This window comes from Nocardia shimofusensis NBRC 100134 (genome assembly GCF_001613125.1).
Classification (GTDB): Bacteria; Actinomycetota; Actinomycetes; order Mycobacteriales; family Mycobacteriaceae; genus Nocardia; species Nocardia shimofusensis.
The window spans coordinates 1-18,964 of record NZ_BDBT01000004.1 but is presented as its reverse complement, the minus strand read 5'-3'; the positions used below and the strand labels follow the sequence as shown (position 1 = coordinate 18,964).

The window sequence follows — 18,964 nt, the reverse complement described above, 5'->3', positions numbered from 1 at the left end:
TCAGGCGTCGAAGTCGAATCGGGCCAGCAGCGCCTTGCGCTGCCGATCGCCGAGTCCGCGCAGGCGGCGGGTGGGGGCGATCTCCAGCTCGCTCATGATCTCGGCCGCCTTGACCTTGCCGACCTTCGGCAGGGCCTCGAGCAGCGCCGACACCTTCATCTTGCCGAGGATCTCGTCGGTTTCGGCATCGGCGAGCACGCTCTTCAGGTCGGTGCCGCCACGCTTCAAGCGCTCCTTGAGCTCCGCCCGAGCGCGGCGAGCAGCAGCCGCCTTCTCCAGAGCAGCGGCGCGCTGCTCGTCAGTCAGCTGGGGAAGGGCCACGGTTCCTCCGTCTCATCGTTCATTGCTAATCCAGCCGTCGAAGAGCCGACGGCTCCAGCGACCGTACCCACGACGTCCGCCGATTGCGAACCCACCCCCCAGGTCAGCGCATGATTCCGCATGCCGTAAGGGCGAGCGGCGCGGGATGCGCACCGCGCTCCGGCTATAGCCGTGATCGTACTCCGAATTCTGCCGAAAACGCCTCGACCTGCGTTTTTCCCGTGCGGAGGCGAGTTAGCCGACAGATAGCGACACGACCGGACACCCGGCCGGCAACCCTGAGCCCTCCGACCAGGAACTTTCTGGATTTCGCCCGCGTGTCGCGCTTTTCTTGCGCGTGTCGCATCGAACACATGTCTTATCGGGGCCCGGCCTGCCACCCTGACGCGACGAGCCCCGGGCGGTCACCCGCCCGGGGCTCGTCGAAAACACTGTCGCGCGCGAGGCCCGCCCGCTCCTGCGCCCCCGAGACGACAGGGGTCACCGGGAGGTCACCGCGGACCCGAAACCGCTGGAGAAACGAATCCAGCGGCCAGCACGGGCCATGCGTACCCATTCCGAGGCGGTGCTAAACCTCGCGTATCACCTTCGGAGAAAACCGAATTCGCCCTGCAGCGCGTCGAGCCGGGCACGCAGTCCCGAGACCGACGGCCCCTCGCGCAGCACTTCCCGTGAGACGTTCGGCACCACGGCCCGCAGCACGGCCTCGGGAACCAGCTCACGCACCGACTCCGGTCCCCCGCCCTGCGCGCCGACACCCGGCATCAGGATCGGCCCGTTGAGCGCGGACAGGTCAGGGGCCGCGGCCAGCGTGGCGCCCACGACGACGCCGACCGAGCCGAACTCCGCGCCCGCATTGCGTGCCGCCGCCTCGTCGACCATCGTCTGCGCGATGGTGCGCCCGTCGGCCGCGACGGCGGTCTGCACCTGCGCGCCCTCCGGGTTCGAGGTGGCCGCGAGCACGAACACCCCGCGTCCACCGGCTTCGGCCAGCTCCAGCGCCGGGGCGAGGGAGCCGAACCCGAGATACGGCGACACTGTGACAGCGTCCGAACCGAGCGGTCCGTCGCCCAGCCAGGTCCGCGCGTAGGCGTCCATCGTGGAACCGATGTCACCGCGCTTGGCGTCGGCGAGCACCAGGGTGCCCGAGGCGCGCAGCACCTCGACGGTGCGTTCGAGCACCGCGATGCCCGCCGAGCCGTAGGCCTCGAAGAACGCGACCTGCGGCTTGACCAGCGCCACCGTGCCGTCGAACGCCTCGACGCAGATCTCGGCGAAACGCTCGAGCCCTTCGGGGTCCTCGGTAAGGCCCCACTCCCGCAGCAGGTGCGGGTGCGGGTCGATGCCGACGCACAGCGGGCCGAAGCGATCCATCGCCTCGCGTAATCGGGTGCCGAAGCTGCTCACCCGACTCCTCCCGATGCGTTCCGCATGGTGGCTCACCCGCGCAGCGCCGAGTGCAGTTCCTGCAGGGAACGCACCCCGATGCCGCCGTTGATGCCCGCCTCGATGCCCTGCACCGCGGCCGCCGCGCCCTGCACGGTGGTGATGCACGGGATGTTCGCGCCCACCGCGGCGGTGCGGATCTCGTAGCCGTCCACGCGCGGGCCGGAGTTGCCGTACGGGGTGTTGAACACCATGTCGACCTCGCCGTCGCGGATCTGCTCCACGATGGTCGGCTCGTCGGCGGGCCCGGCTTCGGAGTGCTTGCGCACCCGCTCGCACGGAATGCCGTTGCGGCGCAACATCTCCGCGGTTCCCTCGGTGGCCAGCACCCGGAAGCCCAGGTCGTGCAGGCGCTTGACCGGGAACACCATTGCCCGCTTGTCGCGGTTGGCGATGGAGACGAACACCGTGCCCTCGGTGGGCAGCGAGCCGTAGGAGGCGGTCTGGCTCTTGGCGAAGGCGGTGCCGAAGTCGGCGTCGATGCCCATCACCTCACCGGTGGACTTCATCTCCGGCGAGAGCAGCGAGTCGACCCCGCTGCCGTCGGCGCGGCGGAACCGATGGAACGGCAGTACAGCTTCCTTGACCGCGACCGGCGCGTCCATCGGGACGTGCCCGCCGTCGCCCTCGGCGGGCAGCATGCCCTCCTTGCGGAGTTCGGCGATCGTGGCGCCGAGCATGATCCGCGCCGCGGCCTTCGCCAGCGGCACCGCGGTGGCCTTGGAGACGAACGGCACGGTGCGGCTGGCGCGCGGGTTGGCCTCGAGCACGTAGAGCACGTCGTCCTTGAGCGCGTACTGCACGTTGAGCAGGCCCTTCACGCCGATGCCCTTGGCCAGGGCGACGGTCGAGCGGCGCACCGCTTCGATGTCGCTGCGGCCGAGAGTGATCGGCGGGAGCGCGCAGGCGGAGTCGCCGGAGTGGATGCCCGCCTCTTCGATGTGCTCCATCACACCGCCGAGGTAGACCTCCTCGCCGTCGCACAGCGCGTCCACGTCGATCTCGATGGCGTCTTCCAGGAAGCGGTCGACCAGCACCGGATGATCGGGGTTGAGCTCGGTCGCGCGGGAGATGTAGCCCTCGAGGGACTTCTCGTCGTAGACGATCTCCATGCCACGCCCGCCGAGCACGTAGGACGGACGCACCAGCACCGGGTAACCGATACCGGCGGCGATCTTCTTGGCCTGCTCGACCGTGGTGGCGGTGCCGTACTTCGGCGCGGGCAGCCCGGCCGCGACCAGCACGTCACCGAACTCGCCGCGGTCCTCGGCCAGGTCGATGGCAGCGGCGCTGGTGCCGACCACCGGCACGCCCGCGTCGGTCAGGCGCTGCGCCAGACCGAGCGGAGTCTGCCCGCCCAACTGCACGATGACTCCGGCGACGGTGCCCGACTCGCACTCGGCGTGGTACACCTCGAGCACGTCCTCGAAGGTCAGCGGCTCGAAGTAGAGGCGGTCGGCGGTGTCGTAGTCGGTCGAGACGGTCTCCGGATTGCAGTTGACCATGACCGTCTCGTACCCGGCCTCCGACAGCGTCAGCGCCGCGTGCACACACGAGTAGTCGAACTCGATGCCCTGACCGATGCGGTTCGGTCCCGAGCCCAGGATGATGACCTTCTCGCGTTCGCGCTGCGGAGCGACCTCGCTCTCGGCGGCCGGGTCCAGTTCGTAGGTCGAGTAGTGGTACGGCGTCTTGGCCTCGAACTCCGCGGCACAGGTGTCGACCGTCTTGTAGACCGGCCGGATGCCCAGACGATGGCGCAGCGACCGCACCCCGGCCTCGCCGGCGAGCTCGGGACGCAGCGCGGCCAGTTGCCGGTCGGACAGCCCGTAGTACTTGGCGCGACGCAGCAGCGGCTCGTCGAGGACGGGGGCGTCGAGGACCGCGGAGCGCAGTTCCACCAGCCCGGCGACCTCGGCCACGAACCACGGGTCGATGCCGGACGCGGTGGCCACGTCCTCGATGCTCGCGCCGTAGCGCAGGGCGCGTTCCACCTGATAGATGCGACCTTCGGTGGGCACGCGCAGATCGGCGAGGATCTTGTCGATCGCCCCGGCGACGTCACCGTCGACCGGCGCCCACGGGCCGTCCTCCTGGGTCCAGAAACCGGCAGCCTTGGTCTCCAGCGAACGCAGCACCTTGCCGAGCGCCTCGGAGAAGTTGCGGCCAAGCGACATCGCCTCGCCCACCGACTTCATGGTGGTGGTCAGCGTCGCGTCGGCGCCGGGGAACTTCTCGAACGCGAACCGCGGCGCCTTGACGACGACGTAGTCCAGCGTCGGCTCGAAGCAGGCCGGGGTCTCCTTGGTGATGTCGTTGACGATCTCGTCGAGGGTATAGCCGATGGCCAGCTTCGCGGCAATCTTGGCGATCGGGAAGCCGGTCGCCTTGGAGGCCAGCGCCGAGGACCGCGAGACGCGCGGGTTCATCTCGATGACGATCAGACGGCCGTCGACCGGGTTCACCGCGAACTGGATGTTGCAGCCGCCGGTGTCGACGCCGACCGCGCGCAGAATGGCGATGCCCAGGTCGCGCAGCTTCTGGTACTCACGGTCGGTGAGCGTCATCGCGGGCGCGACGGTCACCGAGTCACCGGTGTGCACGCCCATCGGGTCGACGTTCTCGATCGAGCAGACCACCACGACGTTGTCGCGGCTGTCGCGCATGAGCTCGAGCTCGTATTCCTTCCACCCGAGGATGGATTCCTCGATCAGGACGTTGGCTGTCGGCGAGGCGGCGAGGCCGCCGCCGGCGATCCGGTCCAGGTCCTCGTCGTTGTAGGCCATGCCAGAACCGAGGCCGCCCATGGTGAAGGAGGGCCGCACGACGACCGGGAAGCCCAGGTCGGCGACGGTCTCGCGCACCTCGTCCATGGTGTAGCAGACCCGCGAGCGGGCGCTCTCTCCGCCGACGGAGGCGACGATGTCCTTGAACTTCTGCCGGTCCTCACCGCGTTGGATGGCCTCGAAGTCGGCGCCGATCAGCTCGACGTCGTACTTCTCCAGCACCCCGCGCTCGTGCAGCGCGACGGCGGTGTTGAGCGCGGTCTGCCCGCCGAGGGTCGCCAGGATCGCGTCCGGGCGCTCCTTGGCGATGACCATCTCGACGTACTCCGGGGTGATCGGCTCCACGTAGGTGGCGTCGGCGAACTCCGGGTCGGTCATGATCGTGGCCGGGTTCGAGTTGACCAGCGACACGCGCAGGCCCTCGGACTCGAGCACCCGGCAGGCCTGGGTTCCCGAATAGTCGAACTCGCAGGCCTGGCCGATGACGATCGGGCCCGAGCCGATCACCAGGATGTGGCGTAGATCCTCGCGGCGTGGCATCAGGCTCCTTCCATGAGACCGGCGAAGCGGTCGAACAGATATGCGGCGTCGTGCGGGCCCGCGGCGGCCTCGGGGTGGTACTGCACCGAGAACGCGCGGCCGTCGAGCAGGCGCACGCCCTCCACGGTTCCGTCGTTGGCGCACACGTGGCTGACCTCGGCACGCCCGAACGGGGTGTCGAACTGCTCGCCCTTCTCGCCTTCGAGCGCGAACCCGTGGTTCTGCGCGGTGATCGAGATGCGACCGGTCTCGTGCTCGACGACCGGGATGTTGATGCCGCGGTGGCCGAACTTCATCTTGTAGGTCTCGCGGCCCAGCGCCCGGCCCAGGATCTGGTTGCCGAAGCAGATGCCGAACAGCGGCACCCCGCGTTCGAGCACGCCCTGGGTGATCGCGACCGCGCTGTCCTGGGTGGCCGGGTCGCCCGGGCCGTTGGACAGGAACACGCCGTCCGGCTTCAGCTCGAGCAGCTGATCCAGCGAGGTGGTCGACGGCACGACGTGCACCCGCAGACCACGCTCGGCGAACATGCGCGGAGTGTTGGTCTTGATACCGAGGTCGACAGCGACCACCGTGAAGCGCGGCTCACCGGTCGGCTCGATCGTGTAGAGCGAATCGGTCGAGACCTCTCCGGCCAGATCCGCGCCGAGCATCGAGGGCTGGCCGGTGACCCTGGCCACCAGTTCCTCGGTGCCTGCGAGCGCGTCACCGGAGAAGATGCCCGCCTTCATCGACCCGCGGGTGCGCAGGTGACGCACCAGCGCGCGCGTGTCGATCCCGGCGATACCGACGACGCCCTGGCTGTCCAGCTCGGCGGGCAGCGTGGTGGTGGCCCGCCAGTTGGAGGCCAGCCGCGCCGGGTCGCGGACCGCGTACCCGGCGACCCAGATCTTCGCGGACTCGTCGTCTTCGTCGTTCCACCCGGTGTTGCCGATCTGCGGAGCCGTGGCCACCACGATCTGGCGGTGGTAGCTCGGATCGGTCAGGGTCTCCTGGTACCCCGTCATCGCGGTGCAGAACACCGCCTCGCCGAGGGTCTGTCCCACCGCGCCATAGGCCGTTCCCCGGAACACCCGGCCGTCCTCGAGCACGAGGGCAGCTGCAGTATCTGCGCTCATCTGTCGTCTTCCTTCGTCATCGACGCGGCCCACGCCGGGTACACCGTCTTGTCGTCTCCCCGGAAACCGGTATCGATCTCGGTTCCGGTCGGCAGCTTCCAGCGAATTACCAGCACACCATCTTCCGTCATCACCTTGCCCGCGTGCCCGCGTTCGGTGCGGATCGCCGTCACAGATTCACCGGGAATCCAGATGGTCGCCGCCCCGTCGCGTTCGAGCAGAATCCCCCGGTCGAACTTCGTCAGCTCCGCGGTGGCGCGGAACCCCAGATCCCCCACCGCGATACGGTCCTGCCAGCTGGGCGCCATGGTGCTGCCCAGGTACAGGCCGGTCGTCGGTTCCAGTACCTGCGCGCCCAGGTCCTCGGGCACCGGCGGCAGTTCGCCGATGCGCTCGGCCTGACGTGCGGCCCGGTTCATCCAGCCTCGGTACATCCCCCACACACCGAGCGCGAACAGGATCAGGCAGCCGATCACCCACAGCGTTCTCTCCAGCTCCACTATGCGCCCCCCACACTCTGGGGTCGCGCCGCGACGCCGTCGCGCGCGGTGATCCGCCCGCGCAGCATGGTGGCTGTCACCTTCGCGGGCAACGTCATCTCCGCGTAGGGGGTGTTGCCGGAGATGCTGGCGAGTTCCTTCGCCCGCACCGTCCAGGTGACCTCCGGATCCACCAAGGTCAGGTTGGCCGGCTCGCCGACCTCGATGGGCCTACCCTGATCGTCGAGACCGACGATCTGCGCGGGTCGCTCGCTCATCACCCGCGCCACCCCCCGCCAATCCAGCAGACCCGGCCGCACCAGCGTCTCCACGATGATCGACAGCGCGGTCTCCAACCCCAGCATGCCGGGGCGGGCGGCCGCGAACTCGCAGCACTTGTCCTGTTCGGCGTGCGGTGCGTGGTCGGTGGCGACACAGTCGATGACGCCCTCGGCGAGCGCGCGGCGCAGCGCCTCCACATCGGAGATCTCACGCAGCGGCGGATTGACCCTGTTCACCGCGTCGTAGGTCTCCAACCGGGAGTCGTCGAGCAGCAGGTGATGCGGTGTGACCTCGGCAGTGATCGAGATGCCCTGGGACTTCGCCCACCGCACCAGCTCCACGGTGCCCTCGGTGGAGGCGTGGCAGATGTGCACACGAGCCCCGGCGTCACGAGCCAGCAGCGCGTCACGCGCGACGATCGACTCCTCGGCCGCGCGCGGCCAGCCGGCCAGACCCAGCCGAGCCGCCGTCGGGCCCTCGTGCGCGACCGCGCCCTCGGTCAGCCGCGGCTCCTCCGCGTGCTGGGCGATCAGCACGCCCAGCGAGTTCGAGTACTCCAGCGCGCGCCGCATGATCAGCGGGTCGTAGACGCAGTGGCCGTCGTCGGAGAACATCCGCACGCCGCCGACACCCGCGGCCATCGTGCCCATCTCGGCGAGCTGCTTACCTGCCAGCCCCACCGTCACCGCACCCACCGGGTGCACGTCGACCAAGCCGACTTCCTGCCCCCGCCGCCACACGTGATCGGTGACCACCACGGAGTCGGCGACAGGATTGGTATTGGCCATCGCGAACACCGCGGTGTAGCCGCCCAGCGCCGCGGCGGCCGAGCCGGACTCGATGGTCTCGGTGTCCTCGCGGCCGGGTTCGCGCAGGTGGGTGTGCAGATCGACGAATCCGGGCAGCAATACCTGCCCGTCGGCCTCGACGATCTCGGCGTCCACCACACCCAGGTCGGTCCCGATCGCGCGGATCTCGCCCTCGTCGATGAAGACGTCGACCGGTTCGCCCTCGCCGTAGATCAGGGCGCCTGTGATCAGCAGCCCGCTCATACCGTCTCCTCCCGATCGAACTCGTTCACGCGATCGCCTCCTGGGCGCCCACCAGCAGCCGGAACAGCACCGCCATCCGCAGGTGCACACCGTTGGTGACCTGCTGCAGCACCGCCGCCTGCGGCGAATCCGCCACGGCGGAGGCGATTTCCATACCGCGCAGCATCGGCCCCGGATGCATGACGACGGCGTGCTCCTCGAGCATCGCCAGCCGCCGCTCCGACAGTCCGTAGTTCACCGCGTACTCGCGGGCCGACGGGAAGAACCCGCCGTTCATGCGTTCGGCCTGCACCCGCAGCATCAGCACCGCGTCGGCGCCGGGCAGTTCCGCGTCGAGATGGTGCGAGACCCGGGCGGGCCAGCTCTGCACGCCCACCGGCAGCAACGTGCGCGGCGCGACGAGCACCACCTCCGCACCCAGGGTGTGCAGCAGGAAGACATTCGAGCGCGCCACCCGGCTGTGCAGGATGTCGCCGACGATCAGTACCCGCTTGCCCTCGATGTCGCCGAGCCGTTGGCGCAGCGTGAGCGCGTCCAGCAATGCCTGGGTGGGATGTTCGTGGGTGCCGTCGCCTGCGTTGATGATCGCCGGTCCGGTGGTGCGGCCGGACTCGCGTGCCCAGCCGTCCATCCAGCGCGCGATCTGATGCGCCGCGCCCGAGGCGGGATGGCGCACGATCAGCGCGTCGGCGCCCGCCGCGTGCAGGGTCAGCGCGGTGTCACGTAACGATTCGCCCTTGGATACCGAGGACGAGCTCGCGCTCACGTTGATCACGTCCGCGCTCATCCACTTACCCGCCACCTCGAAGGAGACCCGGGTGCGGGTGGAGTTCTCGTAGAAGACCGTCATGACGGTGCGACCGCGCAGCGTGGGCAACTTGTGCACCTCGCGGCCCAGCAACGCCTGCTCGAAACGCTCGGCTTCGTCGAGGAGTTCGGTGGCCGTGACCCGGTCCAGATCGGTCACGCTCAACAGGTGTCGCATGCTCACGCCTCCTCGTGGTGGAGGTACACGCCGTCGCGACCGTCGTGTTCGGTCAGCAACACGGAGATGTCCTCGCTGCGCGAGGTCGGCACGTTCTTGCCCACGTAGTCGGCGCGGATCGGCAGTTCCCGGTGGCCGCGGTCGACCAGCACCGCCAACTGCACCGCGCGGGGACGACCGAGGTCACGCAGGCCGTCCAGGGCCGAGCGCACGGTCCGTCCGGAGAAGAGCACGTCGTCGACGAGCACCACCAGCGCGTCCTCGATGCCGCCCGGGGGAACGGAGGTCCGTTCCAGCGGTCGGTGCGGGCGGGTGCGCAGATCGTCGCGATAGAGCGTGATGTCGAGGGAGCCGAGCGCGGGACGCACGCCGGAGAACTCCTCGATCTTGTCGGCGAGCCGCGCGGCCAGGGTGGTACCGCGAGTCGGGATGCCGATCAGCACCACGCGCGGCGCGTCCGCCTCGCCCGCGTCCAGCGCGGTCTTCTCGATGATCTGGTGCGCGATGCGCGCGACGGTCCTGCCGACATCGGAAGCGGACAACAGCTCCCGGCCTGCGGCCACCCAATCGGGCGTGTGCCGTTGCGACTGCTCAGTGGACTTGGCAGTCTCGGCAGACTTGGCCGCCCGATCTCCGGGCACAGGCATGCCGACCTCCTTCCCCGCCTCACCGGACGGTCCGTTAAAGGATGTCTTACGGCTTGCAGCCTAACAGCGGCCCGGACCGCCCTTTCAGCAGGTGCAGCCGGGTGTGAGCCGCCCCACGGCCCGGGAGTGAGCCAGGCCACGGCGGCGTGTTCGTGACGCGGAGCGCTATTGCCGTAGCGCGAGCACGATGCCCGCGTCGGCTTCCCCGACAGGCGCATCGCGGCCGAGCGGGGCGATCAGTTCGTCCCAGGGGCGGAAGCTCGTGCGCCAGCCCCGCTGTTCGAGCCCCGCACGCACCTGCGTGCCGAGTCCGTGCGCGCCACCGGCCGGTCTGCCGCCGCGGACCAGCGCGCCCAACGCCGCGTATCTCGGCTGCGCCGCGGAAACCGCGAACTGGCCGACCTCGAAGGTGCTGCCGGACGCCGACAGTGCGGTGATCGTGTCGACGACCGCCCATGCCGCGTCGGAGGCGAGATAGCCGAGCACGCCCTCGTCGATCCAATGCGTCGGCATGTCCGAGCGGAAACCGCTGTCGCGCAGTATCTTTCCCCAGTCGCCGCGCAGATCGGCGGACAGCGTGATCCGTTCGCACACCGGATGCGCCGCGGCGCGGTCGAGCACCGATTCCTTGAAGGCGAACAGCTCGCGCAGGTCGATTTCGTAGAACCGCGTACGCGGGGTCAAAGGCATACGGAACGCGCGAGTGTCCAGCCCGGCACCGAGCAGGACGAACTGTTCACAGCTCGCGGCGGCCGCGGCGGATACGCCGTCATCGACCAGCCGGACGGCGAGGGTGCGGCCTTCGTAGAAGGCGTCGGCCAGTTCGAGCATGCTCGTCCACCGGTCCTCACCGTCGGGTGTGCCCGCGAACTGGGCCCGCGCGGCGTCGACGAACAGGCGCGCGAACGGGTCGTCGTAGAGGCGGTCGGGCCGGGCCGATTCGCGCGCGCGGATCACCGCCACGCCGATCGCCGTCATCGCCACCCCCACCATCGGCGCCCTGCCGTATTCGACCATCACGACTCTCCCCGCCGATCCCACCGCGACCGTCGCCGGTCCGACCCACTTCCCTTCGACGCTAAGCGAACCGGCCTCGTCCAGTCCGGAGAACGGCCGCGATGTCCGATTCTCGCCGATCGAGCCACTAGCACACATGTTCGAGCACGTGTAACGTCGCGCAGGTGACGGCATGGTTGCAGGGCTCCCTGCTCGACGGATTCGGCGAGGCCGGCCTCGGCTCGCTCGCGACTGTCCGCCGCACGGAACTCGGCGACGGCGCGTGGGTCGACCTGCGTCCCGGCTGGCTCTCCGGCGCCGACACACTCTTCGACCGGCTGGCACGCGAGGTGCCGTGGCAGGCCGAACGACGGCCGATGTACGACCGCGTCGTCGATGTGCCGCGACTGCTCTGCTTCTACCCCGAGCAGGCCGAGTTGCCCGATCCGATCCTGGCCGAGGCACGTACAGCGCTCAGCGATCACTACGGCGACGAACTCGGCGAACGCTTCCGCACCGCGGGGCTGTGCTTCTACCGCGACGGCCGCGACAGCGTCGCCTGGCACGGCGACACGATCGGCCGGGGCGCCACCCACGACACGATGGTCGCCATCGTGTCCCTCGGTGCGCCGCGCGCACTCCTGCTACGCCCACGCCGGGGCGGTGCGAGCCTCCGATACGAAGTCGGTCACGGCGACCTGCTGGTGATGGGCGGCTCGTGCCAGCGGACCTGGGAGCACGCCGTCCCGAAGACCCGCAAACCGGTCGGCCCGCGCATCAGCGTCCAGTTCCGCCCGCGCGGGGTGCGCTGAACGTCCCGCAACAGGATTGAAACCCGCGGAGGACACCGGGCCACTGTCGCCGGTCAGCCGGCCCGGGCGACCGACGACACCAGATCACGGACACCGGCCCGCACTCGATCTGCCAGCCCGGCTCGCACCATGCCTGCCACCGCCTCACCACCCAGCATCCCGAAGAGCAGCGTGGCGACCGTTTCGGCATCGACGTCGGGGCGCGCCTCCCGGAGCAAGCCGGTGATGTGGTCCACCCAGAACCGATGGAATTGCGCACGGTCCGGGTGCGGCGGTACGGCGCTGTAGGCCGCGACCAGTTCGGCGTTGTCGAGCACGATATCGGTCATGGCGGCGAAGAACGCGACCAGCCGATCGGCGGCGGGAGCGCCCGGCCCCAGCGGAGGCGGACCGGAGGCGACCGCTTCCTTCAGCGCGAGGGCCGGCTCGGCGATCAACTCTTGCAGCAGACCCGCCCGGCTGCCGAAGCGATGGAAGATGGTGCCCTTCCCCACCCCGGCGGCCGCCGCCACCCGATCCATTGTGACGCCTTCGGCGCCGTGCTCGGCGAGCAACGACCTGGTGGCATCCAGGATCGCGCGCCTGTTACGCGCGGCGTCGGCGCGTTCCCGTGCGCGGCCCTCTGACATCACACCCACTCCCTGTTCGCCGGTTGACAACTTGACCGACGGTCCATATTTTCTACGAGGACACAACTGGACCGACAGTCAACTTATGGAGCTATCGATGCGAGCAATCGTAATGACGGCGCCCGGCAGCCCCGATGTCCTGGTCGCCAAGGAAGCCGCCGTACCCAGGGCAGGCGAGGGCGAGATCGTCGTGCGCACCGAGGCGATCCCGGTGCTGTGGCCCGAACTGATGCTGCGCTCCGGCGCGTTCCCGACTCCCGTCGCGCCGCCCCTGGTCTTCGGCTTCCAGGCCGCCGGGACGGTGGTCGAAACGGGACCGGGAGTGGACGCGGCACTGGCGGGCACGCGCGTGGTCGCCAAGACGACCGGCTCGGGAGCGTACGCCGAATTCGTCGCAGCGCCCGCGGCAACGGCCACGCCGATTCCCGACGGTCTCGACACCTTCGCCGCCGCGGCGATCCTCATGCCCGGATCGGTCGGCTCGGCGCTGCTCGCCACCGCAGCGCTGACCGGTTCGGAGACAGTGCTCGTACAAGCGGGCGCGACCGGAATCGGCGCCTATCTCGTAGGAGCAGCGAAGGCCGCCGGCGCGAAGCGGATCATCGCGACGGCGGGCGGGACGATCAAGACGGCGCGCGCCGCCGAACTCGGTGCGGATCTGGTCATCGATCACAACGAGCCGCGGTGGCCTGATCGACTGCGCGCTCTGCTCGACGGCGCGACCGTCGACGTCGTCTTCGACTCGATCGGCGGACCGACCTCCCGCGCCCTGCTCGAGGTGATGACGCCACTGCACGGTCGCATGCTCGTCTACGGGCTCCTCTCCGGTGCGCCCGCCCAGGTCGGCGCCGCCGATCTTCTCGCCCGCGGCCTCACCGTGATCGGTTGTTCCGGCCCGCAGTGGTCGGCGCTGGTACAGCGAGAAGGTGACGGTGTCCTGGAGCGCGCGGCGAGCACGGGCGTGGTCCCGCACATCGATACGGTCCTACCGCTCGGCGATGCCGCCGCGGCGCATCGGCTACTGGAATCCCGGCGCCCGCTCGGGGCAGTGCTCTTGCAGCCCGAGAATCGTTCTCGCGTCTGAGAATTCGAGCGCGCCTCGATCGGGTGTCCACTCGGCGATCGGGTGTCCACTGTCGGCCCGGCCCGGCCGACAGTGGACCGCCCGGACACGCCGCCGGTCGATCACGTGAAGCGCTACATCCTGGCTCAGCTGGACTATGCCGAGGAACGGTTCGACGCAATCCTGCTCAGTAACCGCTCGCTTGACCTCGAGTGCACTCGAGGTCGCAGAATCGGTGTCGCGTCCACTCTCTCCCCGGACGCACCCGGCGCGGTTCACCGACCGGCGGCTCCCACCGGTCCCGTACACCCACGGTGGGAGCCGGACCGGCGGCGCGTCACGCGGAGATCGTGATCTCCCACTCGTACACGGTGAGCTCGGACGCGCCGGTGGTGTGCAGCGGATCCGCGAAGGCGAGTTCGCGTGCGACATCGAGGCTTTCAGCCCGAATCACATAGGCGCCACCGCTGCTGTCGCCGAACTTTCCGCTCTCCACCAGCAGGCCGCGCTCGAGCAGATCTGCGAGGAAGTCACGGTGCGGCTGGATCACCGCGTCGTCGTAGCGTGGCGTACGCATCGCCATGACCAGGTACTTGGTCACGCTTCGGGCTCCTGACGCGGAGCGCGCGTCGCGGCGGCGGCGGCGCGCACCTGCGGCGCGACCTGTACGACCTGGCCGAGCACACCGTTGACGAACGAGGGGGAATCGTCGGTGGACAGTTCCTTGGCCAGCTCCACGGCTTCGTCGACGGCCACCACCGGCGGCACATCGGTCGCGTGGAACAGCTCCCACACCGCGACCCGCAGGATCGCGCGGTCCACGGCGGGCAGCCGCGACAACGTCCAGTCCTGCAGATACGACTCGATGGTGCCGTCGACGCGCTCGAGCTCGTCGGCCACGCCTTCCACCAGGGTGCGGGTGTAGGCGTGCAGCGGCGCGACCGACTGGTCACGGGTGGCCAGCTCGCCGCGTTCGGTCAGCAGGTCCGCGGCGTCGACGTCGCGGGCCTCCGCCTCGAACAACAGATCCACCGCACGCCGCCGGGCCTTGTGCCGGGCGCCGAGCTTCTTGTACGTGGACTTCTTGTCCGCAGGCTGTTCGGCCACAGTCACATCATCCCGTCTGTACACATGGCAGCGGTAGCCGGTCCCGCCTCGCAGCGAATCCGGCTACCGCCGTGGAAGTTGTCGATCAGGCGTTGACCCGGCCGAGGTAGCTGCCGTCGCGCGAGTCGATACGCAGCTTGTCGCCGGTGTTGATGAACAGCGGCACCTGGACCTCGGCGCCGGTCTCCAGGGTGGCGGGCTTGGTGCCGCCGGTGGAACGGTCGCCCTGCAGGCCGATGTCGGTGTGCTGGACGACCAGCTCGATCGACACCGGGAGTTCGACGTAGAGCGGGGCGCCTTCGTGCATGGCGACCTGCACGGCCATGTTCTCCAGCAGGAAGCGGGCGCCGTCGCCGATGGTCGCCTCCGGGATGGAGATCTGATCGAAGGTCTCGCCGTCCATGAAGACGTAGTCCGTGCCGTCGTGGTACAGGTAGGTCATGTCGCGACGGTCGACGGTCGCGGTCTCGACCTTGACGCCGGCGTTGAAAGTCTTGTCGACGGTCTTGCCGGACACGACGTTCTTCAACTTGGTCCGCACGAAGGCAGGGCCCTTGCCCGGCTTGACGTGCTGGAATTCGATGATCTGCTGGAGCTGACCGTCGATCTTCAGCACGAGGCCGTTCTTGAAGTCGCTGGTGTCCGCCACTGTCTTCGGATCTCCTAGTTCTCGGCTACCGTCGTCAGTCGACGACGGTCAGGTCTTTGCTGGTGTGGGTGAGCAGTTCGGGGCCCCCTTCACGAACCACGAGCGTGTCCTCGATCCGGACGCCGCCGCGGCCTGGAAAGTACACACCTGGTTCGACGGTCACCGCCACGCCGGTCAGAAGTGTACCGGGCGCGTTCTTCGCGATTCCGGGCGCTTCGTGAATGCGCAGTCCGACCCCGTGGCCGAGGCCGTGCACGAACAGATGTCCGTGACCGGCCGCCTCGATCACCGACCGGGACGCGGCGTCCACCTCGGCGGCGTGCACGCCCGGACGCAGGGCCTTGCTGCCCGCCCGCTGCGCCTCGGCGACCAGCTCGTACACCTCGCGCTGCCAGTCCGAGGCCGAGTCCAGCACGAAGGTGCGCGTCATGTCGGAGTGGTAGCCGCCGACCACCGCGCCGAAATCGATCTTCACGAAGTCACCAGAGGCGAGCACCGCGTCGGTGGGGCGGTGATGCGGCACCGCCGAATTGGCGCCGGTGGCCACGATCGTCTCGAACGAGACAGCCTCGGCGCCGTGCTCGAACATCGCCCACTCCAGATCGCGGGCGACCTCGCGTTCGGTGCGCCCCGGTCGCAGCCCGCCACGCTCGAGCAGGCTCGACAGCCCGGCGTCGCCTGCCGCGCACGCCAGTCGCAACTGTTCGATCTCGTACTCGTCCTTGACCGTTCGCAACTGTTCGACGAGACCGGGCGTGGCGACGAGATCCAGACCGGTGCGCTGCTCGACCAGACCGCGATGCTGGTCCACGGTCACCACGTGGCTCTCGAAGCCGACCCGGCCGAGTTGCCATTCCCCGGCCAGTTCCACGATCCGGCGGGCGGTGGCGCGCGCGATTTCGCCGTGCAGATCGGGCACCTGCGCGGCGATCTGGTCACGGTAGCGGCCGTCGGTACCGATCACGGTGCGATCCTCGGCCTCGCTCATGTCCCAGGAGTGCACCAGCAGCGCGGCATTGGAACCGGTGAATCCGGTCAGGTATCTGATGTTCACCAGGTCGGTGACCAGCAGTGCGTCGACTCCGGTCTCCACCAGCAGGCTGCGCAACGCACCTCGGCGCGCGGCGTAGTCGGGCCCCAGACCCGCGCGATCAGCAGACATGTTTTCCACGCTACCGCCAGATCCCGCCGCCACGAACACCTGAGGCTTCGCGTCCGGGCCAACGATCAGCGCCCTGACCTCGCGAGCGCTGCCGCGGCTCCCGACATTCGGACCACTGATTGTCCACAACCCGTTCCTTGTCCACATCCGCCGTTTCGGAGGTACCGCGCCCCCACCGCGCCCGGCACGCTGATGCCATGACCGCCATCGCCTTCGCTCTGTTCACGCTCTGGTGCGCGACGCTCGCCGTCATCGACGTCCGCGTCCGCAGGCTGCCCAACGTGCTCACCTCCGCGGGCGCGATCGCGGTGCTCGGCTACGCGTTCACCGTCGGCAGACCGGGTACGGCTGTGATGGGCGCGGTCGTGCTCGCGCTGCCGTATCTTCTGGTGCATCTCGCCGCGCCCGCCGCGTGCGGGGCCGGCGACGCCAAGCTCGCGGTAGGCGTGGGCGCGGCCGCGGGGCTCGGGGGCGCACAAGCGTGGTTGATCGCTGCGCTCGGTGCGCCGGTGCTCACCGCTATCGCCGGGGTGGTGACGCTGATACTGAGCCGCCCGCCGGTGCGGGCCGCGCCCCCGGGCCGGGCCCTGCCGCACGGTCCGGCCATGTGCGGGGCCACGGTGCTCGCGCTCGCCCTCACCGCCGGGTGAGCGGGGCCGAGCGACTCGTGAGCACCCGCCGGTGGCAGCCACCCGATCGTCCGGCGACGTGCCGGTGATCACCACGGACCGGATATCACCGCTTTCGCGCGGACATGAAAGGATAGAAACTGTGCTGCGCTGGATAACTGCCGGAGAATCCCACGGTCCCGCTCTCGTCGCCATCCTGGAGGGAATGGTGGCGGGTGTCGAGGTGACCTCCGAGGACATCTCCGCTCAGCTCGCGCGCCGCAGGCTCGGCTACGGGCGCGGCGCCCGGATGAAGTTCGAGGCCGACAAGGTGACCATCGTCGGCGGCGTGCGCCACGGTCGCACCATGGGCGGCCCGGTCGCCATCGAGGTGGCCAACTCCGAGTGGCCCAAGTGGACGACGGTCATGTCCGCCGACCCGGTCGACGAGGCCGAACTCGCCGACCTGGCCCGAAACGCCCCGCTGACCCGGCCCCGCCCCGGACACGCCGATTACTCCGGCATGCTCAAGTACGGCTTCGACGACGCCAGGAATGTGCTCGAGCGCGCCAGCGCCCGTGAGACCGCCGCGCGCGTCGCGGCGGGCACTGTCGCCCGTAACTTCCTGCGTCAGGCGCTCGGCGTCGAGGTCGTCTCGCACGTCGTCTCCATCGGCGCGGCCGCCAACACCACCGGTGTCACCCCGACCGCGGCCGATCTGGCCGCCGTGGACGAGAGCCCGGTGCGCGCGTTCGACGCCGAGGCCGAGGCCGCGATGATCGCCGAGATCGAGGCCGCGAAGAAGGACGGCGACACCCTCGGAGGCGTCGTCGAGGTGATCGTCGAGGGCCTGCCCGTCGGGCTCGGTTCGTTCACCAGCGGTGAGAATCGCCTCGACTCGCGTCTCGCGGCCGCGCTCATGGGCATCCAGGCCATCAAGGGCGTCGAGGTCGGCGACGGTTTCGAGACCGCGCGCAGGCGCGGTAGCCAGGCCCACGACGAGATGCGTCCCGGTCCCGACGGCGTGCTGCGCTCGACCAATCGGGCGGGCGGCCTCGAGGGCGGCATGACCAACGGCGAGGCGCTGCGGGTGCGTGCGGCGATGAAGCCGATCTCCACCGTGCCGCGCGCGCTGTCCACCGTCGATATGACCACCGGTGACGAGGCCGTGGCCATCCACCAGCGCTCCGACGTGTGCGCGGTGCCCGCCGCGGGCGTCGTCGCCGAGACCATGGTGGCTCTCGTCGTCGCTCAGGCCGTACTGGAGAAGTTCGGCGGCGATTCGCTCGCCGAGACCGTCGACAACATCAGCAGCTACGTCAAGCGGATCAGCACCCGCCCGCATGTCTCGGCGGACAGTCGGGCGCGATGATCGCACCGACCGACCCGCGCACGCCGCGAGTGGTGCTGGTCGGACCGCCCGGGGCGGGGAAGTCCACGATCGGTCGCAAGCTCGCCAAGGAGCTGGGCGTCGACCTCTACGACACCGACGCCGGGATCGAACGCGAGACCGGCCGCACCATTCCGGAGATTTTCGCCGAGGACGGCGAGCCGGAATTCCGGCGGATCGAGGAGCGAGTGGTGCGCCGGGCGATCCTGGCCGAACGCGGCGTCGTCTCCCTCGGCGGCGGCGCGGTGCTGTCGGCGAACACCCGCTCGCTGCTGCGCAATCGCACCGTGGTGTACCTGGAGATCAGCGTCGCCGAAGGGCTGCGCCGTACCGGCGCGAGCAATCAGCGTCCGCTGCTCAACGGTGACGACCCCGGCGCGAAGTACCGCGAACTCATGCGCACCCGCCGCCCGCTCTACCGTGAGGTCGCGACCGTGCGGGTCCGCACCGACGGCCGCAGCCCGAGCCGCGTCGTCCGGATGATCCTCTCCCGCCTGGGCATCGACCCCGGCACCCCGGAGCCCGAACCGGGCACGACCACCGAGGCCACCCCGCGCTCGCAGGGCAACAGCCGATCCCGGGCGCGGCGACGAGCCCGTGCGCGTGCCGCTGCCCGGCGACGAGCGGCGGCGGGGACCGGCGGCGAGACCGGGTCGGTCTCTGGCGCGGGCGACGCGACCGTCACGCGCGAGCCGAGCATTGCGCCTGCGGCCGGCCACACCGCCACCGGCGGTGCGACTCCTGTCCCCATGGGCGGCTCGACGACAACCACGAGCGCTTCATCAGCAGATGCGCAGCCGGGCTCCGCGGCGCCGAGGTCCGCGTCGGCCGATACGTCAGCAGGCGCATCGACTCCGGGCGAGGGCACCGCGACCGGCAGGCGCAGGCGTCC

General features: G+C 69.7%; 18 protein-coding genes and 1 pseudogene. 5 read left to right on the top strand and 14 right to left on the bottom strand.

Features of this window, described 5'->3' with window-relative positions:
* From mihF to NS3_RS05545, 9 genes are all read right to left on the bottom strand, one after another.
* A complete protein-coding gene (gene mihF, locus NS3_RS05590; RefSeq protein ID WP_011210150.1) occupies positions 1-321 on the bottom strand; it encodes an integration host factor, actinobacterial type in 321 nt (106 codons plus the stop codon).
* Between the two features lie 582 nt (positions 322-903).
* Positions 904-1,728 carry an orotidine-5'-phosphate decarboxylase gene (pyrF, locus tag NS3_RS05580; RefSeq protein ID WP_067854681.1) on the bottom strand — a complete coding sequence of 275 codons (825 nt, stop codon included), beginning with the start codon at positions 1,726-1,728 and terminating at the stop codon, positions 904-906.
* A gap of 32 nt (positions 1,729-1,760) precedes the next feature.
* Entirely contained in the window at positions 1,761-5,093 is a 3,333-nt protein-coding gene (gene carB, locus NS3_RS05575) for a carbamoyl-phosphate synthase large subunit (protein WP_067854678.1), read from the bottom strand.
* Complete coding sequence (carA, locus tag NS3_RS05570; RefSeq protein WP_067854676.1) at positions 5,093-6,211, bottom strand: glutamine-hydrolyzing carbamoyl-phosphate synthase small subunit; 1,119 nt, start codon at positions 6,209-6,211, stop codon at positions 5,093-5,095. The genes carB and carA overlap by 1 nt, the downstream gene beginning before the upstream one ends.
* A complete protein-coding gene (locus tag NS3_RS05565; RefSeq protein ID WP_067855327.1) occupies positions 6,208-6,705 on the bottom strand; it encodes a PH-like domain-containing protein in 498 nt (165 codons plus the stop codon). The genes carA and NS3_RS05565 overlap by 4 nt, the downstream gene beginning before the upstream one ends.
* Positions 6,706-6,710: 5 nt before the next feature.
* On the bottom strand, positions 6,711-8,024 hold the full coding sequence (locus NS3_RS05560) for a dihydroorotase (RefSeq protein WP_067854673.1): 1,314 nt from the start codon (positions 8,022-8,024) through the stop codon (positions 6,711-6,713).
* 25 nt (positions 8,025-8,049) lie between these two features.
* The gene (locus NS3_RS05555; RefSeq protein WP_067854670.1) at positions 8,050-9,009 is read right to left on the bottom strand and encodes an aspartate carbamoyltransferase catalytic subunit; all 960 of its coding nucleotides are present in this window, start codon (positions 9,007-9,009) and stop codon (positions 8,050-8,052) included.
* Between the two features lie 2 nt (positions 9,010-9,011).
* Positions 9,012-9,656 carry a bifunctional pyr operon transcriptional regulator/uracil phosphoribosyltransferase PyrR gene (pyrR, locus tag NS3_RS05550; protein ID WP_067854667.1) on the bottom strand — a complete coding sequence of 215 codons (645 nt, stop codon included), beginning with the start codon at positions 9,654-9,656 and terminating at the stop codon, positions 9,012-9,014.
* A 165-nt stretch (positions 9,657-9,821) separates the two neighbouring features.
* On the bottom strand, positions 9,822-10,673 hold the full coding sequence (locus NS3_RS05545) for an SAM-dependent methyltransferase (RefSeq protein ID WP_067854665.1): 852 nt from the start codon (positions 10,671-10,673) through the stop codon (positions 9,822-9,824).
* 164 nt (positions 10,674-10,837) lie between these two features.
* Between NS3_RS05545 and NS3_RS05540 the strand changes: the two genes are divergently transcribed.
* Positions 10,838-11,464 carry an alpha-ketoglutarate-dependent dioxygenase AlkB gene (locus NS3_RS05540; protein ID WP_067854663.1) on the top strand — a complete coding sequence of 209 codons (627 nt, stop codon included), beginning with the start codon at positions 10,838-10,840 and terminating at the stop codon, positions 11,462-11,464.
* 53 nt (positions 11,465-11,517) lie between these two features.
* On the opposite strand, the gene NS3_RS05535 is transcribed toward NS3_RS05540, so the two are convergent.
* Complete coding sequence (locus NS3_RS05535; protein ID WP_067855324.1) at positions 11,518-12,093, bottom strand: TetR/AcrR family transcriptional regulator; 576 nt, start codon at positions 12,091-12,093, stop codon at positions 11,518-11,520.
* Positions 12,094-12,190: 97 nt separating this feature from the next.
* On the opposite strand from NS3_RS05535, the gene NS3_RS05530 reads away from it, so the two are divergent.
* A complete protein-coding gene (locus NS3_RS05530; protein ID WP_067854661.1) occupies positions 12,191-13,177 on the top strand; it encodes a quinone oxidoreductase family protein in 987 nt (328 codons plus the stop codon).
* A gap of 316 nt (positions 13,178-13,493) precedes the next feature.
* Here the strand turns inward: NS3_RS05530 and NS3_RS05525 are convergent, their stop codons facing one another.
* The 4 genes from NS3_RS05525 to NS3_RS05510 form a co-directional block, all read right to left on the bottom strand.
* Positions 13,494-13,757 carry a YciI family protein gene (locus NS3_RS05525; protein ID WP_067854659.1) on the bottom strand — a complete coding sequence of 88 codons (264 nt, stop codon included), beginning with the start codon at positions 13,755-13,757 and terminating at the stop codon, positions 13,494-13,496.
* Positions 13,754-14,263, bottom strand: a complete 510-nt coding sequence (nusB, locus tag NS3_RS05520) for a transcription antitermination factor NusB (protein WP_067855322.1) — start codon at positions 14,261-14,263, stop codon at positions 13,754-13,756. Before nusB ends, NS3_RS05525 begins: the two co-directional genes overlap by 4 nt.
* 85 nt (positions 14,264-14,348) lie before the next feature.
* Positions 14,349-14,912: an elongation factor P gene (gene efp / locus NS3_RS05515; RefSeq protein ID WP_067854657.1), complete on the bottom strand. Its 564-nt coding sequence runs from the start codon at positions 14,910-14,912 to the stop codon at positions 14,349-14,351.
* 34 nt (positions 14,913-14,946) lie between these two features.
* Positions 14,947-16,074 (bottom strand): M24 family metallopeptidase, encoded by a 1,128-nt coding sequence (locus NS3_RS05510; protein WP_067854654.1) that lies wholly within the window; start codon positions 16,072-16,074, stop codon positions 14,947-14,949.
* 197 nt (positions 16,075-16,271) lie between these two features.
* Here NS3_RS05510 and NS3_RS05505 point away from each other — a divergent pair, with 197 nt between their 5' ends.
* The 3 genes and pseudogenes from NS3_RS05505 to NS3_RS29915 all read left to right on the top strand — a co-directional run.
* Positions 16,272-16,724 (top strand): prepilin peptidase, encoded by a 453-nt coding sequence (locus tag NS3_RS05505; RefSeq protein ID WP_067854651.1) that lies wholly within the window; start codon positions 16,272-16,274, stop codon positions 16,722-16,724.
* 121 nt (positions 16,725-16,845) lie between these two features.
* Positions 16,846-18,054: a chorismate synthase gene (gene aroC, locus NS3_RS05500; protein WP_067854648.1), complete on the top strand. Its 1,209-nt coding sequence runs from the start codon at positions 16,846-16,848 to the stop codon at positions 18,052-18,054.
* Positions 18,051-18,569, top strand: a pseudogene (locus NS3_RS29915) (shikimate kinase); the annotation flags it as partial. The gene aroC and the pseudogene NS3_RS29915, both read left to right, overlap by 4 nt.
* Positions 18,570-18,964 lie beyond the last annotated feature (395 nt).

Coding starts and splice junctions, on each gene's coding strand:
- carB (WP_067854678.1), bottom strand. CDS start 5,093: ATGCCACGCCGCGAGGATCTACGCCACATCCTGGTGATCGGCTCGGGC.
- carA (WP_067854676.1), bottom strand. CDS start 6,211: ATGAGCGCAGATACTGCAGCTGCCCTCGTGCTCGAGGACGGCCGGGTG.
- NS3_RS05560 (WP_067854673.1), bottom strand. CDS start 8,024: ATGAGCGGGCTGCTGATCACAGGCGCCCTGATCTACGGCGAGGGCGAA.
- NS3_RS05555 (WP_067854670.1), bottom strand. CDS start 9,009: ATGCGACACCTGTTGAGCGTGACCGATCTGGACCGGGTCACGGCCACC.
- pyrR (WP_067854667.1), bottom strand. CDS start 9,656: ATGCCTGTGCCCGGAGATCGGGCGGCCAAGTCTGCCGAGACTGCCAAG.
- NS3_RS05545 (WP_067854665.1), bottom strand. CDS start 10,673: ATGGTCGAATACGGCAGGGCGCCGATGGTGGGGGTGGCGATGACGGCG.
- NS3_RS05535 (WP_067855324.1), bottom strand. CDS start 12,093: ATGTCAGAGGGCCGCGCACGGGAACGCGCCGACGCCGCGCGTAACAGG.
- NS3_RS05530 (WP_067854661.1), top strand. CDS start 12,191: ATGCGAGCAATCGTAATGACGGCGCCCGGCAGCCCCGATGTCCTGGTC.
- NS3_RS05510 (WP_067854654.1), bottom strand. CDS start 16,074: ATGTCTGCTGATCGCGCGGGTCTGGGGCCCGACTACGCCGCGCGCCGA.
- NS3_RS05505 (WP_067854651.1), top strand. CDS start 16,272: ATGACCGCCATCGCCTTCGCTCTGTTCACGCTCTGGTGCGCGACGCTC.